This is a genomic window from Microcoleus sp. N3A4 (genome assembly GCF_036701805.1).
Classification (GTDB): domain Bacteria; phylum Cyanobacteriota; class Cyanobacteriia; order Cyanobacteriales; family Microcoleaceae; genus Microcoleus.
On sequence record NZ_JAUBRJ010000001.1, the window covers coordinates 161,711 to 175,042 of the forward strand.

The window sequence follows — 13,332 nt, forward strand, 5'->3', positions numbered from 1 at the left end:
ATTAGGTTGAGTGCCACAGGTTTAGCGGTTGGTATTTTGCCAAGGTAAGTAAGTGATACCACTTAAGTAAAGCTACTTATTAGCATTTTCCAAGAAGCGACTGCTAAGCAATGACCGAGAGCTAGAAATGCTCTACTCAACCTAAGTATTTCACGCTCAAATGAAATTAGGATGAAATTTCGCCTCAGCAGCCCAGATGCCCACCGGATTCTAAAATACGAATATAAGTTTCGCCTAATGACAAGCGATTTTGCTGTAGATTTTTTTCCGGTTTTTTTATCTCTGCTTGCGCTTCAATTTCCTGTGTCAATTCGCTCACTCGCTCTTCTACGGCTGCATTTGATTTATAAGTTGTGTTTAATTCCAAGCTGTTCAAGATCATAAAGTACCCCGTCTATCTATATAGCTTTTTGCTGACTTATCTACTACTTTAGAGGTAGGATCGATCAATTGTCTACAGTATTTTTACGTAAGTTTTTACTACTTTAGAGGTAGGGCCGATCAATTGTCTACATTTAGGTAATCTCAGGAAACTGAGGTGGAGTCAGACAAACGCTGACAGCCACAGTTGAGCTAAATTACTTTGTCTACCAAGGTTGTCGCCACTTTTTCATTTGCTCAATTTCTGGCTTTTGTGAAGCAAGTATTTCCTGAACTATTGACCTACTGTGATTCATGTCACTCATGTTGTGGATTTGTGTCATCTTTTGTTTAGGGGAGCTAAATTACTGTTTGTACCAAGCTTGCCGCCACTGTTTCATTTGCTCAATTTCTTGCTTTTGCGAAGTCAGAATCTCTTGAGATAATTTCTTCATTTCCGGCCGTTTTGACTTCTTCAAAGCATCTTCAGCCATCACTAAAGCTCCCTCGTGGTGGGGAATCATCGCATTAATAAATCGCAAGTCAAATTGGTCGTCAGCAGCACCTAAATCCATGCTCATCATCATGCTTTGCATCTGTTCGCGAGTCATTGGCATCATGTGACCCATTTGAGCGTGATAAGCCATCGGCGTACTGCTGGCTTTGGAATACCAAGTTTTTCGCCACTCTTTCATTTGATTGATTTCGCGGTTCTGAGCGGCAATGATGTTATTTGCTAGTTTTTTCATTTCGGGGCGTTTTGATTTGTTAAGCACCTCTTTTGCCATGTTTACAGCACCTTGATGGTGTACTGTCATGCCATCAATAAATCGCAAATCGTAGTCCGCATCAGCAGGGCCTAAATCCATTGACATATTGTGATTCATGCCACCCATGTTGTGCTTTTGTGTCACATCTTTTTTGCTGCTGGCTGGGGTTGCAGCCGTAACATTTGGGGATTGAGTTTGAATTGCAGGGGCTGTTGAACAAGCTGCTAGCACTCCGCTGCTGAGGGCGGCTGTCCAGATTAATGTCAGCGCTGCAAAGCGTGTTTTTAATGAAACTGGTTTCATAGATTTTAGATACTTAAAATTGCCATTTATATTCAGCTTTTCACGAAGAGATGAAATTAGGATGAAAATTTTTAGTATTTTTGTAAAAAATTATTGCTTTGCCATTATTTAAAGACGTAATGCGTGCAATGCGTACCCTACAAGTAGAGTCTGTGCGTAAGTCCTGGCAGTAAAAATTAAGATTTATTTACATTTATTTACGAATTCTCCTTGACTCTCCTGTTCACTGGAGACTTTACAATGGAGTTAATTCATTTATTGAGCAGAGTAGTTTCTGCCGAGGTTGAAATTATGACTGTACAGCTAAAAGTTCCTAAGATGGCTTGTTCTGCTTGTGCGAATACAATAACCAAAGCAGTCCAAGCCATTGACTCAGCCGCTGCTGTTGAGGCGGATATCAAGACAAAATTGGTCACGATTCAAACTGCAAAGTCGGAAAGTGAAGTTAGGAAGGCGATCGCATCTGCTGGCTACCCAGCAAGTCAATTTTAGATTTTAGATTTTAGATTTACTTGCAGCTTTGAATCTGGGAGATTTAACAAGAGTCTAAAGTTTTTGATTCTCCACGACAGGAGTAAGTCGCACGTTATCCGTATTTAGGGGAGGTCAATCGATTTTAGATTTTAGATTTTAGATTTTAGATTGAAGCATTGACCCCACGGATAAATTCGGGAGGCAAGTTTCATCGGATACACGTTTTTTATTTCTCCGTCCTGAGTGTGCGAAGGAATGAATCCGGGGGCTTGTATCCTGGGTGCTTTCGGTCATTTGAAGACAGAAGGTAATTGTCTAATTTAGGAGTGCATATATGGACAATCTCACACTTAAATTGCGGGGCATGAGTTGTGCTTCTTGTGCTTCCTCTATCGAACAAGCAATTAAATCTGTTCCCGGCGTAATTGAGTGTCATGTGAATTTTGGGATGGAACAAGCAACCATCCAATACGACTCGAAGCAAACCAACTTAGAAACAATTCAATCGGCTGTTGATGCTGCGGGATACCAAGCTTGGCCGCTTCAAGAAATGGCGGCGACAGAGGATGATTCAGAACAAGCCGATCGCAAATCGGAATCTCAAACCTTGCAGCGGAAACTCTGGACTGCTGGTATCATCAGCATCCTGCTGGTTGTGGGCGCTATTCCGGGGATGACGGGCTTGCACCTGCCATTTATTCCCGCGTGGCTGCACAATTATTGGCTGCAATTAGTCCTGACATCACCCGTACAATTCTGGTGTGGGAAATCGTTTTATGTGGGAGCTTGGAAATCCCTAAAACGGCGGATGGCGACAATGGATACCCTGATTGCTTTGGGTACGAGTGCTGCTTACTTTTATTCTGTATTTATGACATTTTTTCCCGGTTTATTCACAGCCCAAGGTTTAAATTCTGGCGTTTACTACGAAGTTGCCGCTAGCGTTGTCGCCTTAATTTTGTTGGGGAAAACCCTAGAAAATCGAGCGAAGGGAGAGACTTCCGAAGCCATTCGCAAACTCATGGGTTTGCAAGCAAAAACTGCTCGGATAATTCGCAACGGGGAAGAGTTGGAAGTGCCGATCGCCAAAGTGGAAATTGGCGACATCGTGCAGGTGCGGCCCGGCGAGCAAATCCCCGTAGACGGAGAGGTAATTGAAGGCTCTTCGACGGTAGACGAAGCAATGGTTACGGGAGAAAGTTTGCCTGTCAAAAAGCAGCTTGGCGACGAAGTAATCGGAGCCACAATTAACAAAACTGGCAGCTTCAAGTTTCGGGCGACAAGAGTTGGCAAAGATACATTTTTAGCTCAAATTGTCAAGATGGTGCAGGACGCACAGGGTTCAAAAGCACCGATTCAAAAGTTAGCAGACCAAGTGACGGGTTGGTTTGTTCCCGCAGTAATTGCCATCGCTTTAGCTACTTTCATTATCTGGTTTAACGCGACGGGAAACTTGACTCTAGCCACAGTGACAATGGTGGAAGTGCTGATTATTGCCTGTCCCTGCGCTTTGGGTTTAGCTACTCCGACTGCTGTGATGGTTGGCACGGGTAAAGGTGCAGAAAATGGGATTTTAATTAAAGGAGCAGAGAGTTTAGAATTGGCTCATAAAATCCAAATTATCGTGTTAGATAAAACTGGCACTCTCACAGAAGGCAAGCCGACTGTAATTGATTTTGTGACAATTAAAGGAACGGCGAACAGCAATGAGTTAAAGTTGCTGCAATTGGCGGCGTCTGTAGAGCGAAATTCGGAGCATCCTTTGGGGGAAGCTGTTGTTAGATACGCTCAATCTCAAGAGGTAAATTTGACGGATGTTAAGGATTTTGAGGCGATCGCGGGAAGCGGCGTGCGCGGGGTTGTAGGCGGAAAATCGATCGCCCTGGGAACGCTGAGGTGGATGCAGGAACTAGGCTGCGATACTGAATATTTGGAACTGCGCGCGAGAGCTTTGGAAGCTGCGAGCAAAACAGTTGTTTGGATGTCTGTAGATGGCAAAATAGAGGCAATTCTGGGCATTGCCGATGCCCTCAAACCGTCGTCAGCACAGGCCGTGAAAGCACTTCAAAAACTCGGTTTGGAGGTGGCGATGCTGACGGGGGACAACCGCGCGACTGCGGAGTCGATCGCCCGATCCGTGGGCATTACTCGTGTTTTTGCCGAAGTTAGACCCGACCAAAAAGCAGCTCAAATCCAAGCCCTGCAAGGCGAAGGAAAAATTGTCGCGATGGTGGGAGACGGGATTAACGATGCACCGGCTTTGGCCTTAGCAGACGTGGGAATTGCGATCGGCACCGGCACAGATGTGGCGATCGCAGCCAGCGACATTACCTTAATTTCAGGAGATTTGCAAGGCATAGTTACAGCAATTAAACTTTCCCGCGCCACCATGCGAAATATTCGCGAAAATCTGTTTTTTGCGTTTATTTATAACATCGCTGGAATACCGATCGCGGCTGGCATTTTGTACCCCATTTTCGGCTGGCTGCTCAATCCAATTATCGCCGGTGCAGCAATGGCTTTCAGTTCAGTTTCTGTAGTTACTAATGCTTTGCAATTGCGGAATTTTCAAGCCAAATCTAGTAGATAAGTTAGGATTTTCTCCAAACCTCCTGGTAAGCAATGCCCGCCATCCACCGATTTGTCAACAAAAATCTCTTGCATAAACTAGGACAAATTTAAAAATGTTGAACCCTCGCCAAATATTAGGAAGCCTCGCAAGTTTAGGAATTATGCTCGGAATTGCATCGGGAGTGCGAGCAAATCAAATATCAATCCATCCTGCAAATTCAACCGCTCAATTTCGGCATATCGAACAGCCGTTAAGTTTGAAAATTGGCGTAACCGCAGGCGGATTGACATTAATTGGTTTAGAAATGTGGTGGTTTTTGTTCAGTAAAAAGCAAGCTAAAACCAGGTAAACTTTGCCGGCGCGGTTTTTTCCAGCAAGATATCGTTAAAATTGAGAAAGCTTAAAAAATTTGGAGTGAGCTAAATGCAACTACTACACACGATGCTCCGAGTCGGCAACCTGGAAGACTCCCTCAAATTTTACACCGAGGTTCTGGGCATGAAATTGCTGCGGCAAAAGGACTATCCAGACGGTAAATTTACTCTGGCTTTTGTTGGCTACGGCGATGAATCCGACACTACTGTTTTGGAATTAACATACAACTGGGGCGTCGAAGAGTACAATTTAGGGGATGCTTACGGTCATATTGCGATCGGCGTTGACGACATTTACGGTACTTGCGAAGAAATTAAAGCCCGCAGCGGTAAAGTTATTCGGGAACCCGGCCCGATGAAGCACGGTTCAACTGTCATCGCTTTTGTGCAAGACCCAGATGGATATAAAGTTGAATTAATTCAACTGGAAAATCAAAGTAGCAACACCCAGAAAGTAGCAGCAACAACCGCATCCTAAAGTGGGTAGGGACACGGCATTGCCGTGTCCCTACGAGCGTTGGGTGTAGGGGAAGGAAAAACTATCTTCCCTCTTCCGTTTTCCTTCTGACAACTGTCAACTGTCAACTGTCAACTGTCAACTGTCAACTGTCAACTGTCAACTGTCAACTGTCAACTGTCAACTGTCAACTGAAACTTTTAATGCGATCGCACCGACGGTACAAACTGCTGCAAGTAACTCTTTTGCCACAATATAGAAAAACTGTTGCCTATTTGACTTAAACTATCAAATTTAGGAATTAGTTTAGATTCTCGGCGCTTGTCTAAGGCAGCGAGCGCCGAAAAGAATACAGCTAATACTAACAAAAATACCACCATCACAATAAAGAAAATAGTCCAATAAACTAGAAATTCGCTTTTGTAGCTGACGGTGAATATCGAGTTAATCACTGAATCCGATAAATACAAAAGCAGCCCTACTGAAAACCACACCCCGAACAATACCCACATCCACTTAAACATATCTGTTGCAGTCTTGTTATTTTTGGACACAGAAAGTTCTAAATCTCTAATTATGCTGTTAATTTTTGATGTGACTTCATACAAAGTATACTGCAAAGAATCTCTGATATAATTTAGCTCGTTGTCGAGGTTTATGCACTGCTCGGAGGTGCTTTTGTCAAGGCTCAAGTTTTGGAGTTTTTTGCGGTGTACAGACAGTTTATGGCCTAGGGTGTAATCCCATTTTTGCAGCCGCTCTATAGTCAAATGCAAAAGTTCCCTATTAGCATCTAACAAGCTCTGGCAATCTACGATCGACTTAACTAACTTGCTGAGATTGTTGATCTGCTCGTCTACAGTATTTTGGTATTCCCTCTGTTTAGCTGACAAGAAACTTGCCATCTCCACATCCCGATCGCCGCACAGCGACAAAGCCTCACTATACACCTCGTCAATTTCCTTTTTACCTAGATACAGTGACGCTTTGCACTCCTCAATTTCGGGAATAGTCAGAGATTGTAATGGCTGATATTCTACATGAAATTTATATGCCAGTGCTGTCATAATCTGCGCCGATTTTCCGTCTAGCTTGTCTTTGTAAGGTTCTAAAATAATTGCAGCTAGATTTTTGACTCTCGCTTCCGGGTGGTGCAGGAAGTCAAAAATTTTGGCAAGTATTTGGGAGAATTCCAAGTCATTAAAATTATTTTCCGCAACTTCCAAAAAGTTTGTTACCGCTGCATTGTTTTCGGCATTTAATTTGCTGCGATCGCCCGTAACTGCGATCGCAGCAAATACTCGATCGAGCCAAAACAGATATTCCTCGCAATCCATTGGCAGACTTGGCAGCAGCCAGCTAGGGCCGTAAACCCAAAAATCCAGACAATTCTCATATTCCTTAGTGCTGTCATTTCTGCTGCTGTCGCCTAAAGCAAATTTGTTGCTTGCTAACAATTTAATTTGCTCTTCTACAACCCGCCGCTCAATTTCCCTTGCATCGATTGTGAGATTGACAGCACATTCCTTGCCTTGTCCTTGCCCTGCTTCATCCAACCAAATTGACTTAATACTAACAGCCGCAGACCACCGAATTAAAGGAGTCGATCCCTCTCGCGCTTCCTGTTCTAACGCCGCCAGCAGATTTTTGCTAAAATCACTTGCTCTAGCCGCTCTCTCGCGTGATATCAGCAAATCTCGCACCTTCCCAAATGCCTGAATTCCCAAAGCCCGAAACAGCAAATTCGGATGCGCTTTTCTGACAGATTCCGGTATATTTTCTCTGAATATTCCGCTTTTCGGTACGCCCACAACTTCAGCAAAAGGTTCGATCCCGCACTGTTGCACGATTCGTTCAACTGTGTTTATTCTTTGCCAAGGTTGAATATATTTAGTGAGAGTGAAGATTATGGCTGTGCCGCTGCACTCCATTGACTCAGGGATGCTGGTGCGATCGAGTTTCCACTGATTGCTCGTCATAATTTGTCGCCATGACAATTGCTAGATATTGACGCCATTGTTTGATGCTGAATCCAACTTTACATCTAGTGCTGCTTTTTGTCAATATTAGTCCTCGACGCACAGGGAACTAGAAACTCGGTTTCACGAGTAAATTTCTCGTGATTAAACCCCAGATTTTCCCTATAAACTCGGTTGAGCAAGGGAACTGTGCGTCGAGAACTAAATATATAATTTTGCAGTAATCGGTCAACTGTCAAATTTTTAGGTTGGGTTGCGTGACCCTACCTACTATAATGTTTTCTTTTTCGGAGTTTTTAATATTTTGTCCCTCGCCATTTGGTCAACGATTAAGTCGCTGATAATTTTAGCTCCGTGGGAGGTAAAATGCACGCCATCATTAACTTTTACATAGCCTCGTTTTCCAGATTTATCAGCAACTACGGGAACAAATTTCCCTGCTTCTGTAAAACGATCCCAAGTAGAAACAAATTCGATTTTTGCAGAAGATTTACTGGCATTTTTATATGTCTCGTTCATCACTGGAAAATATTTAGCATACCGAGATTTGTTGGATATCGGTTGACCGATCCAATACACTTTTTTCACCGAAGATGAGTCAAGTAATTTGGCATACTTATCTACTCTTTCTTGATAAGCTTTTTGCCATTCCTGTGTTGCGATTGCCCGGTATTTTCCTCGATAGTCAGTGATATCCTGTGGGTCATTTGCTCCAAACAAAACTATCACTACATCCGGCCGATAATCATTGATAATTTGGCTAGTTCTGGCATACCAGTCATAATAATCTATCCGATTTAATCCGCTCGATACTTTGTAGTCAATTTTCGTATCGGCAATATTGTATTTTTTCTTAAGAGTGTACTGGAGTTGAATTCCTAAGTCGAACATTACGGAATCTCCAATAAATAAAAATTTGCGATAAAGTACGGTCAGTTTTGGTTTAGTTGGGGTTGCTTTTTTAGCAGGCTTTTGGGACTCAATAGCCGATTTTATTTCGGTTTTGACAGGAGGAAGTTCTGATTTTTTGGGGAGGCTATCGAAGTTAATATCTTTAATTTTGCTCCAAAAATCTTGTTCGGATTTCCTGAAACCGTCTATTTCGAGCTGGCGCGCGGCTTGTTTAATTTCGGGGCTGGCGAAAGGAGTTGAAGAAAAGCTTTTCAGAAATAAGGATACGTTTGAAAATATTAAAGTGAGAATTACAGAAGTAACAATCAGCAAAATTTCCCGGTCTCTCATATTTCTTAGAAATTAAAGTAAATAAAAGGCGGGACGGTACTCGGCCCCAACATCAAGATAGTATACACGAGCAGCGAAACTAAGACAACTCGAAAGAAAATGTTTTTTAAGGACAATACGGTTTGCAATAGTTGGGCGATGCGATCGCCCCACAAGTTGATCGCGCCGATGACTGCAATTACTAAATACAATTGCCAAAAGTTAAATTGAAAAGTGGCGACGGCAGGATGGACAATTCCTTCAAAAAAACTCACCGCAGTTTCCCAGTTGGGAGTGCCGAAAAATACCCAGCTACCAGTAACAAAACTAAATGTTAACAGCCAACTGCAAAATTTAGCAAATCTGGGAAAGGCACAGTCTAATTTAAAGTGAATAGCTTGGGGGATATCTTTACATAAATGGTTGACAATTAATCCTAAACCGTGAATTGCTCCCCAGAAAATAAAGTTTAAACCTGCACCGTGCCAAAATCCACCGATCGCCATTGTCATCAGTAAATTTACGTACTTCCTCAACTTGCCGTATTTGTTGCCACCTAACGGAAAATAAACGTAATCCCTCAGCCACTCGGAAAGACTGATGTGCCACCTTTTCCAAAATTCTTGCAGACTGAGCGATCGGTATGGCATATTAAAGTTAGCAATGGGTTTGAAACCCAGCAAACAGGAGATGCCGTTGGCTAAATCCGAGTAGCCGCTGAAATCTACGTAAATTAAACAGGAATAGGAAATTGCCGCGAGGATTAAATCGATGCTGCTGTACTGCTGGGGGACTTTGAAGGGCAGTTGAGTGAAGTTAAACAAAAAACTCGATAAAGTATATTTTTTGAACAGTCCAGACAAAATCAAAACTATAACTTCTTCGATTTGATAGTCGTATTTTTTCGGTGAATTTAGCTGCGAGTAAAATTCGCGAGGCCGCGAGATTGGCCCGGAGGCAATTTGGGGAAAGTAGGTAATGTAGGCGGCGTAGTCTACAAATTTCGGACAGGGGATTTTTTGCTGGTAGCAGTCGATTAGATGGGAAATCATTCTAAAAGTGTAGAACGACACGCCGACGGGGGCAATTATTTGCAAAACTTGAAAGCTGGCTGGAATTTGTAGCTGATTCAGTACCTCAAATAAAGAAGTTACAAAGAAGTTGCAATATTTAAAGATGCCGAGATTGGCAATGTTGAAAATTATGCCCGAGATTAAAGCAAGTTTTTTATATTTGCCGTTGCAGGCAGCCCGAAGAATGATATAATTGTAGGCAGTACCTAAAACAAGCAGCAAGAGAAAGTCGAAACTCCAAAAGGAATAAAATAATAAACTGGAAACTAACAAGACAATTTTATACAAATCGACTTGGGGTTTTATAGAGAGGATGGCGCTAAAAATAATTAGGAAAAATACTAGAAATTGGTAAGTGGGAAATAGCATAAATTTCAGCAGATAAAAAATCTTGTTTCTGGCAATATTTTTATAAGTACGCGCGAGGGAAGCTATCTTGAAGGGAATCGCCCGCAAGGAGTCTGACCGCACCAACTTTCGGGGTGGATTGCGGACTGTAAGCTTTTGCAAGAGGTCAATTAGGTCACAAGTTCCGCCTTAGTTAACCGCACTCAGAAATTCACAATCGTGTTTAAAGATTATGATGGTTGTGAGACGATGTATTAACGAATAACAACAGGAATCCCCTTGATTGCGAGGAACCAACGTGCAGCCAACAGACCCTAGCAAATTTACAGATCAAGCCTGGGAAGCCATTGTCAAATCCCAGGATGTAGCCCGCCGCTTTGCCAATCAGCAGCTAGAGGTTGAACATTTAGCGATCGCCCTTCTCGAACAGCAAGGCCAGGCCAACAGCATTCTCAGCAAAGCTGGAGTCGATGCCCCCCGGTTGGCCCAGCAGTTAGATGCTTTTGCCAAACGACAGCCCAGAGTTGCCAACGCTGACCAACTATACCTCGGCCGCGGCTTAGAAGTGATGTTAGATGTTGCCGAGGCCACCAGGGCGACTTGGCAAGATAATTTTATCGCCGTTGAACATTTATTAATTGGCTTAGTAGAAGACGAACGAGTCGGCCGCAGGTTGCTGACAAAAGGCGACGGCCCGCCGGGCCGCCCCGGTTACGATCGCAAACCCCCAGCCGGTACGATCGATCGACCAAAACTCGAAGAAGCAATCAAATTAGCCCGCGCCACTGCTAAAACCCAAGAAAAAAATTCCGAAACGGGGAAAGCCAGCCGCAGCAGCGCTAAAGCCCAAGATCAAGATGGCGAAGCCAACTCCGACGCCCTCAGCAAGTACGGCCGCGATTTGACAGAAGCCGCCAAAGCCGGCAAACTCGACCCAGTAATCGGCCGCGACGAGGAAATCCGCCGCGTGGTACAAGTTCTTTCCCGCCGCCAAAAAAACAATCCGGTGTTAATTGGCGATCCGGGAGTCGGAAAAACTGCGATCGCCGAAGGTTTAGCCCAGCGAATTGTCAACGGCGACGTGCCCGAATCTTTGAAAAATCGCCAGCTATTCAGCCTCGACATGGGCAGTTTAATTGCTGGGGCAAAATTCCGGGGCGAATTTGAAGAACGATTGCGGTCTGTATTGCGGGAAGTCATCGATTCCGACGGGCAAATTGTCCTATTTATTGACGAATTGCACACGGTTGTCGGCACTGGCGGCGGCGGCAGTTCCGGTTCGGGAATGGATGCGGGAAATTTGTTAAAACCGATGTTGGCGAGAGGCGAATTGCGCTGCATCGGCGCAACAACTCTCGACGAATTCCGCAAGAATATTGAAAAAGATCCTGCACTGGAACGCCGATTTCAACAAGTATTTGTCGGCGAGCCCAGCGTTGAAGATACTGTTTCGATTTTGCGCGGATTGAAAGACCGTTACGAACGCCACCACGGGGTAAAAATTACTGATTCGGCTTTGGTAGCTGCTGCAACTTTGTCTTTTCGCTATATTTCCGATCGCTTTTTGCCGGACAAGGCGATCGACCTCGTAGATGAAGCTGCCGCCCACTTGAAAATGGAGATTACCTCTAAACCTGTGGAATTGGAAGGAATCGACCGCCGGGTGATGCAGTTGGAAATGGAAAAATTGTCGATCGAAGGCGAAGGAAAAGGTACTCTAGCCCCCGGACTCAGCTTCCGCGTCGAACGCATCACATCTGAGATTGACATCTTAAAAGTCAAGCAGGAAAAATTGTCCTCTCAGTGGTTGGGTGAAAAGCAGTTGTTGGATGCAATCAATAAATTGAAAGCAGAAGAAGACCAACTGCGAGTCCAAATCGAACAGGCAGAAAGGGCTTACGATTTGAATAAAGCCGCACAGTTAAAGTACGGCAAGTTGGAAACGGCGGTGCGCGATCGCGAAGCGAAAGAAGCGGAACTTTTGAAACAGCAAGCTCAAGGTTCTTCCCTGCTGCGGGAAAAAGTTACTGAGGGCGATATTGCGGAAATTGTCGCTAAATGGACGGGCATTCCGGTTAACCGGTTGTTAGAATCAGAACGCCAAAAATTGCTGCAATTGGAAAAACACTTGCACCAAAAAGTTATCGGTCAAGAGGAAGCTGTAACAGCCGTGGCGGCGGCAATTCGGCGCGCTAGGGCGGGCATGAAAGACCCCGGAAGGCCGATCGGCTCTTTCTTGTTTATGGGCCCCACAGGCGTCGGAAAAACAGAGTTAGCGCGGGCGTTGGCGGAGTTTTTGTTTGACAGCGACGATGCGATGATCCGCATCGATATGTCGGAATACATGGAGAAGCAAAACGTCTCCCGGTTAGTAGGAGCTCCTCCCGGATATGTCGGTTACGACGAAGGGGGACAACTTTCGGAAGCAGTGCGGAGACGCCCTTATTCGGTAGTGCTGTTTGACGAAGTGGAAAAGGCACACCCCGATATATTTAACATTTTGTTGCAAGTGTTGGATGACGGCAGAATTACCGATTCTCAAGGTCGAGTGGTTGACTTTAAAAATACCGTAATTGTGATGACCAGCAATATCGGCAGCGACCACATTTTAGACGTGTTTACTAAGAAGGAAAAAACTGCCAAAAAACCTGCTACTCGCAAGCAGGAAACGAAAGATTTGTCAAGTCAAAAGACAGATTATAAAGTGGCGGCCGACGGTACTGTTGAGGTGTCGGCCCAGCGAGTTGATGTTGATACTGTAACCAAGAGTGAAAACAAGAGTGAAAATGAAAATTTATTGACTCAAGAACGGGAGACAGACCAAGAGTACGAACAAATGTTAAAACGGGTGATGGCAGCGCTGCGATCGCACTTCCGGCCGGAGTTTCTTCAGAGGGTTGACGAGACAATTTTGTTCCACACTTTGAGCAAGATCGAACTGCGGCAAATAGTCAGCATTCAAGTGAAGCGGATCGAGCGTTTGTTGGCAGAGCAAAAAATTACTTTGGAACTGTCGGATGCGGCGAAAAACCATATCACAGATGTCGGTTACGACCCGGTTTACGGCGCTCGTCCCTTGAAACGCGCCATCCAGCGGGAGTTGGAAAACCCGCTGGCAAACAAGATTCTGGAAAATGCGTTTGTGGAGGGCGATACAATTGCGATCGACTGCGAAAATAATAGTTTACAGTTTCGCAAAAAAGAGTCTCGCCCAGCGCTGACAGGCAACAGTTTGTAGTTGGGTTAGGAACAGGCAAGATGCCTGTTCCACAAACCATCAATTCTCTTGTGGAACAGGCATCTTGCCTGTTATTGAAAATTAGGAACAGGCAAGATGCCTGTTCCACAAACCATCAATTCTCTTGTGGAACAGGCATCCTGCCTGTTATTGAAAATTAGGA

At 44.4% G+C, this 13,332-nt stretch carries 10 protein-coding genes; 5 read left to right on the plus strand and 5 right to left on the minus strand.

Annotated elements, in window-relative coordinates; all coding sequences use genetic code 11:
* Nucleotides 1-184: 184 nt before the first annotated feature.
* Both QUA56_RS00785 and QUA56_RS00790 read right to left on the minus strand, forming a co-directional pair.
* On the minus strand, nucleotides 185-367 hold the full coding sequence (locus tag QUA56_RS00785; protein ID WP_333351964.1) for a hypothetical protein: 183 nt from the start codon (nucleotides 365-367) through the stop codon (nucleotides 185-187).
* A gap of 358 nt (nucleotides 368-725) precedes the next feature.
* Nucleotides 726-1,433: a DUF305 domain-containing protein gene (locus QUA56_RS00790; RefSeq protein WP_333351966.1), complete on the minus strand. Its 708-nt coding sequence runs from the start codon at nucleotides 1,431-1,433 to the stop codon at nucleotides 726-728.
* A 291-nt stretch (nucleotides 1,434-1,724) separates the two neighbouring features.
* Between QUA56_RS00790 and QUA56_RS00795 the strand changes: the two genes are divergently transcribed.
* The 4 genes from QUA56_RS00795 (at nucleotide 1,725) to gloA (ending at nucleotide 5,331) form a co-directional block, all read left to right on the plus strand.
* The gene (locus tag QUA56_RS00795; protein WP_333351968.1) at nucleotides 1,725-1,925 is read left to right on the plus strand and encodes a heavy-metal-associated domain-containing protein; all 201 of its coding nucleotides are present in this window, start codon (nucleotides 1,725-1,727) and stop codon (nucleotides 1,923-1,925) included.
* Nucleotides 1,926-2,241: 316 nt separating this feature from the next.
* Nucleotides 2,242-4,497 carry a heavy metal translocating P-type ATPase gene (locus tag QUA56_RS00800; RefSeq protein ID WP_333351970.1) on the plus strand — a complete coding sequence of 752 codons (2,256 nt, stop codon included), beginning with the start codon at nucleotides 2,242-2,244 and terminating at the stop codon, nucleotides 4,495-4,497.
* A 94-nt stretch (nucleotides 4,498-4,591) separates the two neighbouring features.
* Entirely contained in the window at nucleotides 4,592-4,828 is a 237-nt protein-coding gene (locus tag QUA56_RS00805; protein ID WP_333351972.1) for a hypothetical protein, read from the plus strand.
* A 74-nt stretch (nucleotides 4,829-4,902) separates the two neighbouring features.
* Nucleotides 4,903-5,331: a lactoylglutathione lyase gene (gene gloA, locus QUA56_RS00810; protein ID WP_333351974.1), complete on the plus strand. Its 429-nt coding sequence runs from the start codon at nucleotides 4,903-4,905 to the stop codon at nucleotides 5,329-5,331.
* A gap of 179 nt (nucleotides 5,332-5,510) precedes the next feature.
* On the opposite strand, the gene QUA56_RS00815 is transcribed toward gloA, so the two are convergent.
* The 3 genes from QUA56_RS00815 to QUA56_RS00825 form a co-directional block, all read right to left on the minus strand.
* On the minus strand, nucleotides 5,511-7,289 hold the full coding sequence (locus tag QUA56_RS00815) for a hypothetical protein (protein ID WP_333351976.1): 1,779 nt from the start codon (nucleotides 7,287-7,289) through the stop codon (nucleotides 5,511-5,513).
* A gap of 270 nt (nucleotides 7,290-7,559) precedes the next feature.
* Nucleotides 7,560-8,531 carry a DUF459 domain-containing protein gene (locus QUA56_RS00820; RefSeq protein ID WP_333351978.1) on the minus strand — a complete coding sequence of 324 codons (972 nt, stop codon included), beginning with the start codon at nucleotides 8,529-8,531 and terminating at the stop codon, nucleotides 7,560-7,562.
* Between the two features lie 5 nt (nucleotides 8,532-8,536).
* A complete protein-coding gene (locus QUA56_RS00825; protein WP_333351980.1) occupies nucleotides 8,537-10,054 on the minus strand; it encodes an MBOAT family O-acyltransferase in 1,518 nt (505 codons plus the stop codon).
* A 175-nt stretch (nucleotides 10,055-10,229) separates the two neighbouring features.
* Between QUA56_RS00825 and QUA56_RS00830 the strand changes: the two genes are divergently transcribed.
* Entirely contained in the window at nucleotides 10,230-13,169 is a 2,940-nt protein-coding gene (locus QUA56_RS00830; RefSeq protein WP_333351982.1) for an AAA family ATPase, read from the plus strand.
* Nucleotides 13,170-13,332 lie beyond the last annotated feature (163 nt).